Origin of the sequence: Serratia sp. BNK-17 (assembly GCF_048684935.1) — a bacterium.
Classification (GTDB): domain Bacteria; phylum Pseudomonadota; class Gammaproteobacteria; order Enterobacterales; family Enterobacteriaceae; genus Serratia; species Serratia nematodiphila.
Genome location: NZ_JBLQTR010000001.1, coordinates 1847922 through 1865955, shown reverse-complemented (window position 1 = coordinate 1865955; position 18034 = coordinate 1847922). Strand labels below are relative to the sequence as shown.

Annotated in this window: 15 protein-coding genes; 9 read left to right on the top strand and 6 right to left on the bottom strand. The window is 58.3% G+C overall.

The window, feature by feature from the left end; translation table 11 throughout:
• Positions 1-89 precede the first annotated feature (89 nt).
• The 5 genes from ACMGF7_RS08885 to ACMGF7_RS08865 are packed head-to-tail and all read left to right on the top strand — an operon-like array spanning position 90 to position 5776.
• Positions 90-1589: a sugar ABC transporter ATP-binding protein gene (locus tag ACMGF7_RS08885; protein ID WP_197800624.1), complete on the top strand. Its 1500-nt coding sequence runs from the start codon at positions 90-92 to the stop codon at positions 1587-1589.
• The gene (locus ACMGF7_RS08880) at positions 1582-2571 is read left to right on the top strand and encodes an ABC transporter permease (RefSeq protein ID WP_004930997.1); all 990 of its coding nucleotides are present in this window, start codon (positions 1582-1584) and stop codon (positions 2569-2571) included. Before ACMGF7_RS08885 ends, ACMGF7_RS08880 begins: the two co-directional genes overlap by 8 nt.
• Position 2572: 1 nt before the next feature.
• The gene (locus ACMGF7_RS08875) at positions 2573-3526 is read left to right on the top strand and encodes an ABC transporter permease (RefSeq protein WP_016930441.1); all 954 of its coding nucleotides are present in this window, start codon (positions 2573-2575) and stop codon (positions 3524-3526) included.
• A gap of 13 nt (positions 3527-3539) precedes the next feature.
• Positions 3540-5177 carry an FGGY-family carbohydrate kinase gene (locus tag ACMGF7_RS08870; protein WP_197799281.1) on the top strand — a complete coding sequence of 546 codons (1638 nt, stop codon included), beginning with the start codon at positions 3540-3542 and terminating at the stop codon, positions 5175-5177.
• A complete protein-coding gene (locus ACMGF7_RS08865; RefSeq protein ID WP_004931004.1) occupies positions 5177-5776 on the top strand; it encodes a KpsF/GutQ family sugar-phosphate isomerase in 600 nt (199 codons plus the stop codon). Before ACMGF7_RS08870 ends, ACMGF7_RS08865 begins: the two co-directional genes overlap by 1 nt.
• Before the next feature lie 28 nt (positions 5777-5804).
• Here the strand turns inward: ACMGF7_RS08865 and rsmJ are convergent, their stop codons facing one another.
• The 4 genes from rsmJ to ACMGF7_RS08845 form a co-directional block, all read right to left on the bottom strand.
• Complete coding sequence (rsmJ, locus tag ACMGF7_RS08860; protein WP_049240464.1) at positions 5805-6551, bottom strand: 16S rRNA (guanine(1516)-N(2))-methyltransferase RsmJ; 747 nt, start codon at positions 6549-6551, stop codon at positions 5805-5807.
• An 8-nt stretch (positions 6552-6559) separates the two neighbouring features.
• Entirely contained in the window at positions 6560-8602 is a 2043-nt protein-coding gene (gene prlC / locus ACMGF7_RS08855) for an oligopeptidase A (protein ID WP_049240463.1), read from the bottom strand.
• Between the two features lie 117 nt (positions 8603-8719).
• Positions 8720-9181 carry an HIT family protein gene (locus ACMGF7_RS08850; RefSeq protein ID WP_049240461.1) on the bottom strand — a complete coding sequence of 154 codons (462 nt, stop codon included), beginning with the start codon at positions 9179-9181 and terminating at the stop codon, positions 8720-8722.
• A gap of 16 nt (positions 9182-9197) precedes the next feature.
• Positions 9198-9602 carry an ASCH domain-containing protein gene (locus tag ACMGF7_RS08845; protein ID WP_004931010.1) on the bottom strand — a complete coding sequence of 135 codons (405 nt, stop codon included), beginning with the start codon at positions 9600-9602 and terminating at the stop codon, positions 9198-9200.
• 135 nt (positions 9603-9737) lie between these two features.
• Here ACMGF7_RS08845 and ACMGF7_RS08840 point away from each other — a divergent pair, with 135 nt between their 5' ends.
• Both ACMGF7_RS08840 and gorA read left to right on the top strand, forming a co-directional pair.
• Positions 9738-10580 (top strand): 23S rRNA (adenine(2030)-N(6))-methyltransferase RlmJ, encoded by an 843-nt coding sequence (locus ACMGF7_RS08840; RefSeq protein WP_004931012.1) that lies wholly within the window; start codon positions 9738-9740, stop codon positions 10578-10580.
• 130 nt (positions 10581-10710) lie between these two features.
• The gene (gene gorA, locus ACMGF7_RS08835; protein ID WP_021505213.1) at positions 10711-12063 is read left to right on the top strand and encodes a glutathione-disulfide reductase; all 1353 of its coding nucleotides are present in this window, start codon (positions 10711-10713) and stop codon (positions 12061-12063) included.
• Between the two features lie 71 nt (positions 12064-12134).
• On the opposite strand, the gene ACMGF7_RS08830 is transcribed toward gorA, so the two are convergent.
• A complete protein-coding gene (locus tag ACMGF7_RS08830; RefSeq protein WP_049240450.1) occupies positions 12135-14255 on the bottom strand; it encodes a peptidase domain-containing ABC transporter in 2121 nt (706 codons plus the stop codon).
• Complete coding sequence (locus ACMGF7_RS08825; RefSeq protein ID WP_049240445.1) at positions 14248-15540, bottom strand: HlyD family secretion protein; 1293 nt, start codon at positions 15538-15540, stop codon at positions 14248-14250. Before ACMGF7_RS08825 ends, ACMGF7_RS08830 begins: the two co-directional genes overlap by 8 nt.
• An 899-nt stretch (positions 15541-16439) precedes the next feature.
• Here ACMGF7_RS08825 and ACMGF7_RS08820 point away from each other — a divergent pair.
• Positions 16440-17099 carry a LuxR C-terminal-related transcriptional regulator gene (locus tag ACMGF7_RS08820; protein WP_197800620.1) on the top strand — a complete coding sequence of 220 codons (660 nt, stop codon included), beginning with the start codon at positions 16440-16442 and terminating at the stop codon, positions 17097-17099.
• Between the two features lie 641 nt (positions 17100-17740).
• Complete coding sequence (locus ACMGF7_RS08815; RefSeq protein ID WP_049240439.1) at positions 17741-18031, top strand: hypothetical protein; 291 nt, start codon at positions 17741-17743, stop codon at positions 18029-18031.
• Positions 18032-18034 lie beyond the last annotated feature (3 nt).

Here is an 18034-nt window from a genome sequence, read left to right as displayed (position 1 = left end):
GCTACACCGGGAAAGTAGTTAAACCCTCGTAGGGGCGCAGCTTTGCTGCGCCCAGGGCTTCGGCCGCTACGCAAGCACAGGTTAACGTTATGACACCCTCCCCCGCATTTATCACCCTGGAGAATATCAGCAAGCGATTCCCAGGCGTGCTGGCATTAGACCAGATCAACCTGACGCTGAATAAAGGCGAAGTGCACTGCCTGGCCGGGCAAAACGGCTGCGGCAAAAGCACCATTATTAAAATCATCTCCGGCGTCTATCAGCCGGAAAAAGGCGCCAACATTTCGCTGGAAGGCAAACTCTTCCACGCCCTGACGCCGCAGCTGTCCGGTTATTACGGCATACAGGTGATCTACCAGGACCTGTCGCTGTTCCCTAACCTGACGGTGGCGGAAAACATCGCCATCCACCGTTACCTGCCCGGCGGCCGCTTCTGGGTGCGCAAGCGGGTGATGCGCCAGACGGCGCTGGACGCCATGGCGCGGGTCGGCGTGCGCATCGATCCCGATAAAAAGGTGGAAAAACTGTCGATCGCCGATCGGCAGCTGGTGGCGATTTGCCGCGCCATCGCCGCCGAGGCGCGGTTGGTTATCATGGACGAACCGACCGCCTCGCTGACCCGCCAGGAGGTCGACGGCCTGCTGCGGGTGGTCAACGAGCTGAAGGCGGCCGGCATCTGCGTGGTGTTCGTCAGCCACCGATTGGACGAAGTGATGGAAGTCGCCGATCGCATCAGCGTGATGCGCGACGGCAAGCTGGTGGGCACCTGGCCGGCCAGCGAACTGGACAGCCATGAACTGGCGTTCCTGATGACCGGCCAACGCTTCCACTACAGCCCGCTGCCGCCGCTGCCGCCGGCCGAACAGGCGCCGCTGCTCGAGGTGCGCAACCTCAGCCGCGGCGAGAAATACCGCAATGTCAATCTGGCGCTGCGCGGCGGCGAGATCGTCTCGATCGTCGGCCTGCTCGGCGCCGGCCGCACCGAACTGTGCCTCAGCCTGTTCGGCATGACGCGGCCGGACAGCGGCGAGATCCGCATCGAGGGCCAAGCGGTGCAGCTGCACAACAACCGCGAAGCGGTGCGCCACGGCATCGGCTATGTGTCGGAGGATCGTCTGACGCAGGGATTGATCATGGAGCAATCGATCTACGACAACACCATCGTCACCGTCTTCGATCGGCTGCATACCTCGCTCGGGCTGCTGGATCACGCCAAGGCGACCGAGCTGGTCAACCGGCTGATCCGCGATTTGAACATCAAGGTGTCCGACAGCGCATTGCCGGTGAAGACCCTGTCCGGCGGCAACGCCCAGCGTATCGCCATCGCTAAATGGGTGGCGACCCAGCCGAAGATCCTGATCCTCGACTCGCCCACCGTCGGCGTGGACATCGCCAACAAAGAGGGGATCTACCAGATCGCCCGCGATCTGGCGCAGCTGGGCATGGCGGTGCTGATGATCTGCGACGAGATCCCGGAAGCCTATTACAACAGCCATCGGGTGATGGTGATGCGCAAGGGCGAGCTGATCGCCGAATTCGCGCCGCACCAGAGTACCGAACAACAGATCGCCGAGGTGGTGAATGGATAAGTCATTATTGGCCCGCCTGGCCGGGCGGCACGAGTTTTATCTCGGCCTGCTGGTGCTGCTGCTGGCGATCGGCCTGAGCGCCGGCACCGACGAGTTTCTGACGCTCGGCAACCTGACCGACGTCGCCACCAGCTACGCCATTCTCGGCATCCTGGCCTGCGGGCTGTTCGTGGTGCTGATCGCCGGCGGCATCGACATTTCGTTCCCGGCGATCACCGCCATCGCCCAATACGTGATGGCCAGCTGGGTGATCCAGCACGGCGGCAGCTTCCCGCTGGCGTTCGCCCTGGCGATTGGCGTCGGCCTGCTGCTCGGGTTGGTGAACGGTTTCCTGGTGTATTGGCTCAAGGTGCCGGCGATCATCATCACCATCGCCACCCTTAACCTGTTCTACGGCCTGCTGGTATACGCCACCAACGGCACCTGGTTGTACGGCTTCCCTGACTGGTTCATGAACGGCATCAACTGGTTCTCGTTCCAGGGCGCCGACGGCTACGACTACGGCCTGACGCTGCCGCTGCTGTGCCTGCTGGCGACCATCGTCGTCACCGGCGTGCTGATGAACCGCACCCGGCTGGGGCGCCAGATCTACGCCATGGGCGGCAATCGCGACGCGGCGTCGCGCCTGGGGTTGAATCTGCTGCGGCTGCATTTTTGCGTCTACGGCTATATGGGCATTCTGGCCGGCGTCGCGGCGGTGGTGCAGGCGCAAATCACCCAGTCGGTGGCGCCCAACTCGCTGCTCGGCTTCGAGCTGACGGTATTGGCGGCGGTGGTGCTGGGCGGCACCAGCATGAGCGGCGGCCGCGGATCGTTGACCGGCACCCTGCTCGGCGTGGTGCTGCTGGCCTTCCTGCAAAACGGGCTGACGCTGCTCAGCGTCTCGGCCTATTGGCACCAGGTATTCAGCGGCGCGATCATTTTGATCAGCATCAGCACCACCGCCTGGAACGAAAAACGCAAGCTGCTCAAGGAGATCTGACATGACGCAGTTAACTCGGTTGATCCCAAACGATCGGATCATTCGCCTGCAGGGCGCGATCATCATCGCGGTGGCGCTGCTGTTCGCCGGGCTGCTCGGATCGCGCTTCTTCAGCCTCGGCAACTTCCAGTCGATCGCCTCGCAGCTGCCGATCCTCGGCCTGCTGGCGCTCGGCATGGGCATCACCATGCTGACCGGCGGCATCAACCTGTCGATCATCGCCGGCGCCAACGCCTGTTCGCTGGTGATGGCGGCGATCATCGTCAGCCATCCCGACCAGCCGCTGTTCCTGGCGCTGGCGCTGTTGGCCGGCCTGTTGGTGGCGGTGGCGATCGGCGCGCTCAACGGCGCGCTGGTAGCCTGGATCGGCGTTTCGCCGATCCTCGCCTCGCTCGGCACCATGACGCTGATCACCGGCCTGAACATCCTGCTGTCCAACGGCGCGGTGATCTCCGGCTTCCCGGCGGCGATTCAATTTCTCGGCAACGGCGCCGTGCTCGGCGTACCGGTGGCGCTGATCCTGTTCCTGCTGGTGGCGGTCGGTCTGTGGCTGCTGCTGGAGCACACCACGCTGGGGCGCAGCCTGTACCTGATCGGCTCCAACGAGCAGGCCACCCGCTTTAGCGGCGTGAACACCGCGCGGGTGCAGATCGCGGTGTACATCCTGTCGGCGCTGCTCGGCTGGGGCGCCGCGCTGCTGATGATGGCCAAGTTCAACTCGGCCAAGGCCGGCTACGGCGAATCTTATCTGCTGGTGACCATTCTGGCCTCGGTGCTGGGCGGCATCAACCCGGACGGCGGTTTCGGCCGCATTCTGGGGCTGGTGCTGGCGCTGATCGTGCTGCAAATGTTGGAAAGCGGCCTCAATTTGCTGGGGGTCAGCAGCTACCTGACCATGGCCCTGTGGGGCGGCGTGCTGATCCTGTTTATCGCGTTACAGAATCGAAAAGCTTAGGAGAAAACAGATAATGGCGAGCTATTTTATTGGCGTAGATGTGGGCACCGGAAGCGCGCGCGCAGGCGTATTCGATCTCAATGGGCGCATGGTCGGCCAGGCCAGCCGGGCCATCGATCTGTACCGGCCGAAAGCGGATTTCGTCGAGCAGTCGTCGGATAACATCTGGCAGGCGGTGTGCAATGCGGTGCGCGACGCGGTCAACCAGGCCGACATCAACCCGATCCAGGTCAAGGGGTTGGGCTTCGACGCCACCTGTTCGCTGGTGGTGCTGGATAAAGAGGGCAAACCGCTGACCGTCAGCCCCTCCGGTCGTACCGAACAGAACATCATCGTGTGGATGGATCACCGGGCGATCGCCCAGGCCGAGCGCATCAACGCCACCAAACACCGGGTGCTGGACTTCGTCGGCGGCATCATTTCGCCGGAGATGCAGACGCCGAAACTGCTGTGGCTGAAACAGCACATGCCCACCACCTGGGCCAACGCCGGCTACCTGTTCGATCTGCCGGACTTCCTCACCTGGCGCGCCACCCAGGACGCCACCCGCTCGCTGTGCTCGACGGTGTGCAAGTGGACCTATCTCGGCCACGAGCAGCGTTGGGACAAGAGCTACTTCCAGCAGATCGGGCTGGAAGACGTGCTGGAACATGACGCGGCCAAGATCGGCAGCGACGTTAAAATGATGGGTGAGCCGCTGGGTCACGGTCTGACCCAGCGTGCCGCCAGCGAGATGGGGCTGATCGCCGGCACGGCGGTGAGCGTATCGATCATCGACGCGCACGCCGGCACCCTCGGCACGCTGGGCGCCACCGGCGTCTCCGGCGAGGTGGCCGACTTCAATCGCCGCGTCGCGCTGATCGGCGGCACCTCCACCGGCCATATGGCGATGTCGCGCACCGCGCGCTTTATCGGCGGCGTCTGGGGGCCGTATTACTCGGCGATCCTGCCGGAATACTGGCTGAACGAGGGCGGCCAGTCCGCTACCGGCGCGCTGATCGACCACGTCATCCAGTCGCATCCGTGCTATCAGGAGCTGCTGACGCAGGCGAAAGCCCAGGGGCAGACCATCTATGAGGTGCTGAACGCCATTCTGCGCCGCATGGCCGGCGAGCCGGAGAACATCGCCTTCCTGACGCAGGACATTCACATGCTGCCGTACTTCCACGGCAACCGCTCGCCGCGCGCCAACCCGACGCTGACCGGCATCCTGACCGGGCTGAAGCTGTCGCGCACGCCGGAAGACATGGCGCTGCACTACCTGGCCACCATTCAGGCCATCGCGCTCGGCACCCGCCACATCATCGAAACCATGAACCACAGCGGCTACAGCATCGACACCATCATGGCCAGCGGCGGCGGCACCAAGAACCCGATCTTCGTGCAGGAGCACGCCAACGCCACCGGTTGCGCCATGCTGCTGCCGGAGGAGAGCGAAGCGATGCTGCTGGGCGGCGCGATGATGGGCACCGTGGCGGCCGGCGTGTTCGACACCTTGCCGGAGGCGATGAGCGCCATGAGCCGCATCGGCAAGACGGTGACGCCGCAGACCAACCAGATAAAAAGCTACTACGACCGCAAATACCGGGTGTTCCACGAGCTGTACAACGACCACATGAAATACCGCCGGTTGATGCAGGAGGAGGCGTGATGCAGCAGGAGTGGCGGCAGGCCGTACAGGGCTGGCAAACCTACAGCCAGGAGCTGGCGCAGCTGGGCGAACGCCTCGACGCGCACACCTGGCAGCGGCTGCTGGCGCTGCTGGCCGACTGCCGCGGTAAAATCGCCGTCACCGGCGTCGGCACCTCGGGGATTGCGGCGCGCAAGATAGCCCATATGCTGGCCTGCGTGGAGCGGCCGGCGGTCTATCTCGACGCCACCGGCGCGGCGCACGGCGATCTGGGCTTCCTGCGCGCCGACGATCTGCTGATCCTGATCTCGCGCGGCGGCAATTCCGACGAGCTGACCCGCCTGCTGCCGACGCTGCAGGCCAAGGGGGTGACGCTGATCGCGGTGACGGAAAACCCGCATTCCGCCATCGCGCAGGCGGCGCAGCTGACGATCGCTACCGGGGTGCAGAAGGAGATAGATCCGCTGAACATGCTGGCCACCACCTCAATTGTGTTGGTGTTGGCGATTTTCGACGCCGCCTGCGCCTGCCTGATGGCGCGCAGCGGTTACGACAAGAGCGCCTTGCTGGCGGTGCATCCGGGCGGCGGCGTGGGGAAAAGTTTGCGAGAGGAAAACTGAGGGCCCGATACGGCGGGCCCGGCAGACATTACAGCGGCATGTAGATATCGAAGCGGTGGCTTTTGGTCAGCGTGGCGGCGTGCGCCGGCACGTCGGCCAGCGGCGGCGCGTAGTCCGGGCGTTTCACCACCACGCGCTTGGTGGCCAAACGGCGCGCCGGTTCCAGCAGGCCGTCGGCGTCATCGTCGCTGCCCACCAGCGATTGAAACACCCGCATCTCTTTCTTCACCAGCGCGCTTTTCTGCTTGTGCGGGAACATCGGATCGAGATACACCACCTCGGGGCGCGGGCTGAGATCCGCCAGCGCCGTCAGGCTGGAGGCGTGCAACAGCGTCAGGCGCTCGCGCAGCCACGGGCCGATTTCCGCATCCTGATAGCCGCGCTGCAGGCCATCATCCAGCAATGCCGCCACCACCGGATTGCGTTCCAGCATCCGCACCCGGCAGCCCAACGCCGCCAGCACGAAGGCGTCGCGCCCCAGCCCGGCGGTGGCGTCCACCACGTCCGGCAGGTAGCTGCCCTTGATGCCGACCGCCTTGGCCACCGCCTCGCCGCGGCCGCCGCCGAAGCGGCGCCGGTGCGCCATGGCGCCGGAGACGAAATCGACGTAGATCCCGCCAAGCTTCGGCTCGTCGCGCTTGCGCAGCTCCAGCCGCTCTGGGGTCAATACCAGCGCCATCGGCGCGTCGTCGTCGGACGCCAGCCGCCAGCGCTGCGCCAAAACAGACAAGGCGCCGGGATCGGCGCCTGCTTCACACAATAAACACACGCTCACGTGTCGGGTTATCCTTTAATGCCGTAATGGCGCAGCATAGCATCCAGCTGCGGCTCGCGGCCACGGAAGCGTTTGAACAGCGCCATCGGCTCTTCCGAACCGCCGCGCGACAGGATGTTGTCGAGGAAGGATTTGCCGGTCTCGGCGTTGAAAATCCCCTCTTCTTCGAAGCGCGAGTAGGCGTCGGCCGACAGCACTTCCGCCCACAGGTAGCTGTAGTAACCCGCCGCGTAGCCGCCGGCGAAGATGTGGCTGAAGGCGTGCGGGAAGCGGCCCCAGCTCGGCGAAGGCACCACCGCCACCATTTTCTTCACTTCCGCCAGCGTCGGCAGGATCTGCGCCCCTTTCTCCGGACTGTATTCGAAGTGCATGCGGAAATCGAACAGACCGAACTCCAGCTGGCGCAGAATGAACAGCGCCGCCTGGTAATTCTTGGCCGCCAGCAGCTTGTCGAGCATTTCCTTCGGCAGCGGCTCGCCGCTCTGGTAGTGGCCGGAGATAAACGCCAGCGCTTCCGGCTCCCAGCACCAGTTTTCCATAAACTGGCTCGGCAGCTCGACCGCATCCCACGGCACCCCGTTGATGCCGGAGACGCCGGCGGTATCGATCTGCGTCAGCATGTGGTGCAGACCGTGGCCGAACTCGTGGAACAGCGTGGTCACTTCGTTATGGGTGAACAGCGCCGGCTGGTCGCCCAGCGGGCGGTTGAAGTTGCAGGTCAGGTAAGCGACCGGTTTTTGCAACGTGCCGTCGGCCTTGCGCAGGCTGCCGACGCAGTCGTCCATCCAGGCGCCGCCGCGTTTGTTTTCGCGGGCGTACAGATCGAGGTAGAAACTGCCGCGCAGCTCGCCGTTAGCGTCGAACAGATCGAAGAAGCGCACGTCCGGATGCCAGGTCTCGACGTCTTTACGCTCTTTGGCGGTGATGCCGTAGATGCGTTTCACCACTTCGAACAGCCCTTCCACCACCCGCTGTTCCGGGAAGTACGGGCGCAGTTGCTCGTCGCTGATGGAGAACAGGTGCTGTTTCTGTTTTTCGCCGTAATAGGTGATGTCCCAGGCTTCGAGCTCGTCCACGCCATAGTGCTGTTTGGCGAAGGCGCGCAGCTGCGCCAGCTCCTGCTCGGCCTGCGGGCGGGCGCGCTTGGCCAGATCGCTCAGGAAGCCGATCACCTGCTCCGGACTTTCCGCCATCTTGGTCGCCAGCGACTTGTCGGCGTAGGTGGCGAAGCCCAGCAGCTGAGCCAGCTCATGGCGCAGCGCCAGCGTTTCCGCCATCACTTCGCTGTTGTCCCATTTGCCGGCGTTCGGCCCCTGATCGGAGGCGCGGGTAGCGAAGGCGCGGTACATCTCTTCACGCAGCGCGCGGTTGTCGGCGTAGGTCAGCACCGGCAGGTAGCTCGGCATGTCCAGCGTCAGCAACCAGCCGTCTTGCTCTTTGGCCTGCGCCATCGCCTGCGCCTGTGCCAGAGCGCTTTCCGGCAGGCCGCTCAGTTCCGCTTCGTCGGTAATCAGTTTGCTCCAGCCCATGGTGGCGTCGAGCACGTTATTGCTGTAGGTGGAACCCAGTTCGGACAGGCGCGCGACGATCTCGCCGTAGCGCTGCTGTTTATCCGCCGACAGGCCGATGCCCGACAGTTCGAAATCGCGCAGCGCATTATCCACCGCCTTGCGCTGCGGCACGCTCAGCGCCTCGAACGCCGCGCCCTCTTTCAGGCTGCGGTAGGCCTGGTACAGCCCTTCGTGCTGGCCGACCCAGGTGCCGTACTCGGACAGCAGCGGCAACGCCTGCTCATAGGCGGCGCGCAGCTCCGGGCTGTTTTTCACCGAGTTCAGGTGCCCGATCGGCGACCAGATGCGCGACAGGCGATCGTCCGACTCCGCCAACGGCTGACACAGATTGTCCCAGGTGAACGGGCCCGGCTGCGCGACCACGCGCTCTACCGCGGCGCGGCAGTCCGCCAGCGCGGATTGCACCGCTGGCACGATATCTTCAGGGCGGATCGCCGAGAAAGGCGGCAGGGAAAACGGGGTCAGCAACGGATTTGTCATAGGGCAGTCCTGATTAGCGTTGGGCACGCCGCACGGGCGAGCCTTAAAATGCGTATGAATCTCTAACATGGAGCCAGACAGCAGGAAAATCAATGCCCGGCGTTGATCGTTCGTGCCTTAAATGGCGCTTTGGCGGATGCGGGCGGCCAGCGCCGCCAGCTGCTCGTCGTCGGCGCGCGCGGCGTCGTGGGAGGAGATATAGCCCTCGTAACGCGTGAAAAACTTCGGCGAGGTCGATTCGATCGGCCGCCACTGCTCCAGCGACGCGGTGCCGTGCAGCGGGATCAGTTTGGCGTGCACATGGTCGACGCCGTAGCCCTCGAACACCATGCCGCAGCGGCCGACGTCGTCGAACGCGCGGTCCAGCTGCCGCGCCACCCGCTTGGTCGCCAGCATCAGCGCGCTCAGCACCTCGTCCGGCAGATCAAACGCGTAGCTCGGGTGGTGCGCCTTGGGGATCACCACGCTGAAACCGTCGGTATTGGGAAAGATGGACAGGAACGCCAAATGGTCGTCGTCTTCCCAGATTTTATGGCACGGCGCCTTGCCCGCCACGATGTCGCAAAAAATGCAGCTCATCCTTTCTCCTTGTGATTCACAGCGTTTCAACCCATTCGAACTCTTCGAACACCAGCCACATGTCCGGCGCAAAGGTACCCTCGCGGGTAAAGAACTCTTGATGCCCCTGGCGCCAAAACGCCAGGCTTTTGTCGCCTTCGCCCTCTTTGGCCGCCATCTCGGCGGTCACCTGGTCGTAGCGCACCAGGCGCAGCGCCAGGGTTCTGATCACGCAGGCCGGTTCGCCGCGGCCATCGAGAACGATGCTGTAATCGCCGATCCTCGGGGTTTGTTCCCGACGATAGCTCGCATAGGAACTGCAGGTGGCGGTTTTATCCCCGCTCAGCACCAATCCCAGCAGTTCGTCGGCTAACGCGGGGCCGTCGCCGAATGCCCAGCGCGCCGCGTCGGGGTAATTCGCCAAAATCGCCTGTTTGCTCATCGTCCTGTCCCTTTCTGTTAACGTCTGCGGCAACGGAGTCCGGTTTTTCCCGGCCAGACAGTTTATACTGTGCAGATTATAAGCCTTATTGCATTGAATGCTCCGCCTGCGGAGCACAAGGAACCGCCACCCGTCATGTTAAGTTATCGCCACAGTTTCCACGCCGGCAACCACGCCGACGTGCTCAAGCACACCGTTCAGAGCCTGATCATCGAGTCGCTGAAGGAAAAAGAGAAGCCGTTCCTGTATCTGGATACCCACTCGGGCGCGGGCCGTTATCAGCTCAGCGGCGAACACGCCGAGCGCACCGGCGAATACCTGGAAGGCATCGGCTTGCTGTGGCAACGCGACGATCTGCCGGAAGAGCTGGCGGCCTACATGAGCGTGGTGCACAACTTCAACCGTTCCGGCACGCTGCGCTACTATCCCGGCTCGCCGCTGATCGCCCGCCAGCTGCTGCGCCCGCAGGACAAAATCCACCTGACCGAGCTGCACCCGAGCGACTACCCGCTGCTGCGCAGCGAATTCCAGAAAGACGAGCGCGCCAAAGTGCAGCGCGCCGACGGCTATCAGCAGCTGAAATCCCAGCTGCCGCCACTGTCGCGCCGCGGCCTGATCCTGATGGACCCGCCGTATGAAATGAAGACCGATTACCAGGACGTGGTCAAAGGCATTCAGGAAGGCTACAAGCGTTTCGCCACCGGCACCTATGCGCTGTGGTACCCGGTGGTGATGCGCCAGCAGATCAAACGCATGCTGCGCGATCTGGAAGCCACCGGCATTCGCCGCATCCTGCAGATCGAGCTGGCGGTGAAACCCGACAGCGATCAGCGCGGCATGACCGCCTCCGGCATGATCGTCATCAACCCGCCGTGGAAGCTGGAACAGCAGATGAAGAACGTGCTGCCGTGGCTGCACAAGGTGCTGGTGCCATCGGGCATCGGTCACCATCTGGTGAACTGGGTGGTACCGGAATAAACCCCATCAGGGCGCGGTTTGCCGCGCCCTGCGTCCACCTATCGCAGCCATCGACGCAATCTTTGCGACAAACCCCGGTCAGGCGTTAAACTCTTACCCTCTTCAAATTCACAACTCATGGAAATCCCAGATGACGAAACATTACGATTATCTAGCAATTGGCGGCGGCAGCGGCGGTATCGCATCGATCAACCGGGCAGCCATGTACGGCCAAAAGTGTGCGCTGATTGAAGCCAAAGAGCTGGGCGGCACCTGTGTAAACGTGGGTTGTGTACCGAAAAAAGTCATGTGGCACGCGGCGCAGATCGCCGAGGCTATCCATCAGTACGGCCCGGACTACGGCTTCGACACCACCGTCAACGCCTTCGACTGGAAAAAGTTGGTCGCCAACCGCACCGCCTATATCGATCGCATCCACAACTCCTACGATAACGTGCTGGGCAAGAACAAGGTCGACGTGATCAAAGGCTTCGCGCGCTTCGTGGATGCGCACACCGTGGAAGTGAACGGCGAGACCATCACCGCCGATCACATCCTGATCGCCACCGGCGGCCGCCCGAGCCATCCGGCTATTCCGGGCGCCGAATACGGCATCGACTCCGACGGCTTCTTTGAGCTGGACGCCATGCCGAAACGCGTCGCCGTGGTGGGCGCCGGCTATATCGCCGTGGAAATCGCCGGCGTGCTGAACGCGCTGGGCGCGGAAACGCACCTGTTCGTGCGCAAGCACGCGCCGCTGCGCAGCTTCGATCCGATGATCGTCGAAACCCTGGTGGAAGTGATGAACACCGAAGGGCCGAGCCTGCACACCGAATCGGTGCCGAAAGCGATCGTCAAGAACGCCGACGGCAGCCTGACGCTGCAGCTGGAAAACGGCAAAGCATTCACCGTCGACTGCCTGATCTGGGCCATCGGCCGCGAACCGGCGACCGACAACCTGAACCTCGGCGTTACCGGGGTGAAAACCAATGAGAAAGGCTACATCGACGTCGATAAGTTCCAGAACACCAACGTCAAAGGCATCTACGCGGTGGGTGACAACACCGGCGCGGTAGAGCTGACCCCGGTCGCCGTGGCCGCCGGCCGCCGTCTGTCCGAGCGCCTGTTCAACAACAAGCCGGACGAACACCTGGACTACAGCAACATCGCCACCGTGGTGTTCAGCCACCCGCCGATCGGCACCGTCGGCCTGACCGAGCCGGAAGCCATCGAGAAGTTCGGTGCGGACAACGTGAAGGTGTACAAATCCTCCTTCACCGCCATGTACAGCGCCGTGACGCAGCACCGCCAGCCGTGCCGCATGAAGCTGGTGTGCGCGGGTAAAGAAGAGAAAATCGTCGGCCTGCACGGCATCGGCTTCGGCATGGACGAGATCCTGCAGGGCTTCGCGGTGGCGGTGAAGATGGGCGCCACCAAGAAGGACTTCGACAACACCGTGGCTATCCACCCGACTGCGGCGGAAGAGTTCGTCACCATGCGCTGAGGCTTCAGCATCGCTATACCGGAAAAAAAGCCAGGTGCGAAAGCGCCTGGCTTTTTTATGTTCCAGCGAGGTTAAGCTTGATGTGCGCCCACAGGGCTCAACTCGATGACCCGATTGGCGGAAGCGATGGTGGAAGGCCGATGCGCGATGATGATGCGCGTAATTTTTAACGCGGCGATAGCGTTATTGATATGCGCTTCATTGGCCAGGTCCAAATGACTGGTCGCTTCGTCCATAAACAGAATATTGGGCCGGCGATATAGCGCCCGGGCAATCAGCAGGCGCTGTTTTTGCCCCCCGGACAAGCTACCGCCCAATTCGCCGACCAGCGTTTCATAACCCATCGGCATCCGCATAATGTCGTCGTGAATATTGCAATGGCTGGTGCAAGCCACAATCAGCTCCAGATTCGGCGTAGGATCGAAACCGGCGATATTCTCCGCGATCGAACCGGAGAACAGCTTATCGTCTTGCAGCACACAGGCGATGCATTGGCGATAGTTGTTGATGCCAATATCATGAATATTCAACCCATTGATGAATAGCGCGCCGCTGGTCGGATCCAGCAAACCGCTCATCAGTTTCATCAGCGTGGTTTTACCAATGCCGGACGGCCCAACAATCGCAACGCTGTCACCCGCTTCAATGCTTAAACTGATCCCGGCAATCACCGGTTTTGACAGATTGTCGTATTGATAATAGAGATCCCGCACTTCAAACGACGCCGCTTCGTTGGGGGCGAACAGCTGACGCGCCGGCATCTGTTTCTCCGGCTCCGACAGCACGATGTCCGCCACCCTCTCGTTATGCAAGCTCAACATGCGGAGCTGAAGCACCATGTCGATCAGATTGGAGGCGCGGTCGGAAAACTGCCCGCGGTAGGCGTTGAACGCCACAAACATCCCCAGCGTCATCTGGTTATCGATCACCAGCGAAGCGCCCAACCACAAGATGATCACCTGATCGCAGGTGCTGATCAGCGTATTGACGCCGCCAAACATCATATCCAGCTTGGTCAGTCGAATGCCGGCGTTCGTGGTGTCGATATTCAGGTTAAGCCAGTATTGCGAGCGAGTGCCCGCCAGGCCGAGCGCCTTCAGGGTGCCGACGCCGTACAGCGTCTCCATGAAGTGCGAACCCGCCTTGGCGCCTTTGACCAGCTTTTCTTCCGACGCCTGACGATAGCGCTGATAGGTCGACAGGCGCAGCACGACGTAGATAGCGGTAAAGCCCAGTACCACCCAAACCAGCCATCCGCCGTACATCAACATCATGATAAATACGCCGACCGACATGATGCCGTCGATGATGCTGCTGACGATACTGTTGGTAAAGGTGCTGCGAATGGTGTCCAGCGAGCCGAAACGCGACTGAATATCCCCCAGCTTGCGCTTTTCGAAATACGCCAACGGCAATTTCATCAGGTGATCGAACAACCCCGCTTTCCATTGCACATCAATCAGCGAACCCATCACGATCGAAGTCCACGAACGCAGCATCCCGACGCAGGTGCGGAACAGGATAAAGAACAGCAGCCCGATGCAGATCAGCGCCAGCAGGTCGTGGTCGCCCGCCTGTATCACATGGTCCATAACCAGCTGGGTGCCGACCGGCATCAGCAAGTTGATCGCCTCAATCACCACGGACAGGCAGAAGATTTTTATCAGCGCGCTCTTCAAACCGCTGACGTTACGCAGCAACGTGCGAATATGCAGTTTGCTCTGTTGCGTAACGGGCGTGAATTCGCTGCCCGGCCAGGCTTCCAACGCCACGCCGGTAAAATGCAGCGAGAGCTCTTGCAGCCCGACCACCCGGCGGCCAAACGCGGGATCGTGAATGGTAATGCGGTTACCGCGCACGCCGACCAGCACCACGAAATGGTTCATATCCCAATGCAGAATGCACGGCGTTTTCAACTCTTTGATTTCATCGATGCTGAGAGAAAGCGCCCGCGTTTTCAAATTGAGCGAAGTCGCGATATCAATCAGTGCGCTCAGCGTCGCGCCGCGGGAAGAGATGCCGTATTTCTGCCGCAGATTGAACAGGTCGACGTTCATGCCGTAATAACCGCACACCATCGCCAGGCTGGCCAAGCCGCATTCCGCCGCTTCCGTTTGCAGGATCTGCGGCACTTTTTTTCTCAGGGCCAGATTCAGCCTGCTGGTAATGGTTTCAAATGGCGTTTTATTCATGGATCGGCCCCATTAAACTTTTCTTCAGGTCGTAGAACGGCGAGAACATCCACTGATAAATTGGGCGCTTCTCCAGGAACAGGGTGGTTTGCGATTTCATGCCGCTCGACAGACGCAGCGTTTTCCCCTGGTAGCCAAATTGCGTATTATCCAGCGCCACCAACACTTTGTAATAGGACTCGGTGATCTCGGTGGACTGGCGAATAGGCGAACTGCTGTAGGTGGACATTTCTTGCGTGGAGGCCGGAAGATAAGAAATGGTCTCGATTCTTCCCGGGAACTGACCAAATTTCTCAAACGGGAAAGCGTCATAACGAATATTGATGTTATCGCCGACATTGACATAAGGCACGCTGCTGTTTGGCAGCCACAGCACCAAATAATACACGGCCTTGTTGCTTGGGATTAATTGCGCCAGGCTGTCGCCGATATTCACCATTTGCCCCGGCGTCACGCTGAGCGATTCCACACGCCCATCGGTTGGCGCATTGATTATCAGCGCGCCGCTGGCGTCCGCTTCGGAAAGGCGCCTCTGCAGATCTTCGCGTTGGAGTTCATATTGCGAGATTTGATTATCAAAATCGGCAGCGCGAGTGACGATATCGCTGCCCAGGTTGGCGATTTGCAACGATTCCTGAATACTTTGACTGTACAGATTTTGAAATGCGCTTTGTTGTTGATAATACAGATAGCTTTGGTTATTCAGCTGGTCTTTGTTGATCAAGCCGCGACGCTGGTATTCACCATAGCTATCCATAGTGCGACGCATGGATTCCACACCGCGGCGAGAATTTTCCACCAATTGCTGCGATTGCTTATGTGCTATCTCATACTGCGCCTTTTGCGCTGAAAGATTGTCTACCGTCGCGCGCTTGTTAGCCTGCAATTTCTGGATGATATTGTCGATCTGCGCCACTTGGCTTTCAATAGCCTGCCGGGTATTGGCGCTGACGACGCCGGAATCCGTCACGCGGCTGACATCGATTTGATAGAGACGCTGCCCCTTTTTCACCTGATCGCCGACGTTAACAAAACGTTGTGAAATAAATCCTTGCTGGGCGGCGAAAATATTCACCGAGCGCGGCAACGTGGTGACTTCACCGGAGACATTGATACGCCGGGTGTAGTTGCCGAATATAAGAAAAATAAGTAAAGCGATAATAAAAGCAGCAGAAACACAAGCAATTGCCCACGCAGGCAAACCTGAAATAAGCAGTGCTTTACCCGCCCATTTAGAGCGCTGATGATTTACAGCCTCTTGCCGAAACAATTCCCTTTGGTCCATGGTAACTCTTTCCCGTTTTTAATCGCCAGAAGATATCCACACATAAATGTTCCGTCAATTCATTTGTTGGCGGCTACAGTTTTTTTTCATTTGATTTTAAAAAACCAAGATGAATCTCATAAAAATCCGCCAGGCGACTATTTCATCACCCTAGAAAACAAGTCACATAACCTTATGAAAAAACAGCAGTTAATAAAAAACACCACGCCACACATTAAGATATGTCCTAATGTTAAAAAATATTACATTTTTATGCAAAATTAAGACGAGAGATAAATTCTTAATTTAATCAAAATAAAAAAAACCACCTTCATTACCAAACTTTTTTTTCCTCATGAAAAACAAAAAGATTGACCCGATATCACAAAAACCAACCCTCAAATCTTGCACTATTCTTATAAAATCAAGGCGAATACAGTAATACATGCTAATGGTTAGCTTTGTTAATGATTGAGAAAACCCTATCTTGCCACTATGATTATGATTATGATTACGGAACGATTAACCTTACTTTTGAAAAATTGCAAAATAATAAATTGATTTAGTTTCAATGAAGAAACAAACCGAGTGATATGGAAAAGGATTTGCTATGAAAGAAGCGGATGCCGAACAATGGTCAAGGACGCTAAAGATGCATTACCCCAATGCCAACGTGGTGGCGGTCTTACCCAAAGGACGCGGGTTTCACGTTGTGTGCTCAAATGGTATTTTCACTCTCCAATCTTTTTTACGAAAAAACACTATCCATAGAAAAAGTTGAAGTTGTGAATATCTGTAAATTCTTCTCAAATTTCAGCCTACGATGATAAATCCTACTTTTTCAACTCATGCTCTCTGGCATAATGAGAGTGTTTTCTGATTAATTTTCGCACTTCGATTTTCTGGGAGGAATGGTGTCATTGATAAAGGATGTTAAAAGCCCCCTGAAATCAGTAAAGAAAGTGGCTATTTTCGAACCGCAATCACTGATATCAAACGTTCTGATCGATATGTTACTCGACATACCGCAGGTGAGCACCGTTTATGACACCGAATCGCTGGAAACATTACAGGAGATCATAAAATCCAATGATATGGATATGGTTTTCATGGACCTGATGGATAAGAACAACGATCTTTTTTCGGGGTTGTCATTTATAAAAAAAAATAAAAAAACATGGAAAAAAGTCGGCCTCGTCATTTTCACCTCTATCACTAGCGGGTATGTCATCAGTTTCTCTGAGAAAATGGGTGCCATTTCATTTATTTACAAGAACGAAACGGTTAAAAACATTACAGATAAGATAGCTCAGGTCTTCACAACAGAGTTGCACGTCCACGAACAAAAGTTGAAGCAAAGGCTCATTAAGACAGATGAAAATCAGGATTTCACCAAGAGTGAGGCCATGGTTATCTACCTATTCTCTCACGGGATGAGTCTGCGAGAGATCGCAAAAAAAATCGGCATAAGCTACAAAACGGCGCAAACGCACAAAGGCAACGCGATGAGAAAAATGAACATCAAGAGCACGCACGACTTTCATCGAGTATTAAAATTCATAAAAGAAATAAGCTGGTAGCCTCTCGCTCATTTTCTCCGCGATCTTTCGCCATCTGGACTCGCGCCGCCTACCGAAGCATCGGTACCGTTCTTGCCTATATCCCGCTCTCACTGACACGCTCTCCCTTATCCAGACGATTCATCACGCGTAGCGCGCCAAACATCCATGACCAAACGCATATTGCAGTCTGACATTCACGCCTTTTTATTAAGAATAATAAAACCAAAGTTTAATATAATAAAACATCCCCTCAAAGAAGCAGCTGTCGTCACGAGTTTCTTTCCTCTGTAAAAATAATTAAAATTTATTCTCCGCCAAGCCTTTTCTCTCACCTGCCAGACAGAGCAACTCGCCGGCTCTGGTGATAATTAAATTGATTTAATCTATCAATAAATAAAATATCAGCTGTTAGTATCTATTGGAAGCGTTCTTTTCCTACTACTATATTTAACTTAGGTAAAGAAAGGCGCGGCCAAATTCTGCCTATCGTCAGTTCATTACCGATTAAAGGAAAATCTTAGTGATAAGGTTTTCCTTTATAGTCCACGCCTAAGGAAGATATTTATCATCACAGGATGGGCTGCGGTTAAAACCGCAATCACGACGCGTTATTAGGCAGTAAACTCTAATCTTAAGATGTCTAAAATAAGGAAATGACAATGCGTGAACTTAACGTGCAAGAAGTTGAAGTAGTCAACGGCGCAACACTTGACGGCGCTATCTGGGGCATCGTTGACGGCGCAGCCACCGGCATGTCCATCGGCGGCAAATGGGGCGGCGCCGGCGGCTGGGGCTTCGGCGCGCTGTCGCAGCTGGTCGGCATCATCGTTCCGACCGCTATGGGCGCTGTAGCCGGCGGCGTGACCGGTTTGCTGACCGACCGCGAAACCACTGCAGATCTGATGCAGAACTACCGCGAAACCTTCGGGCCAGGTTCAACGACCCACTAACCT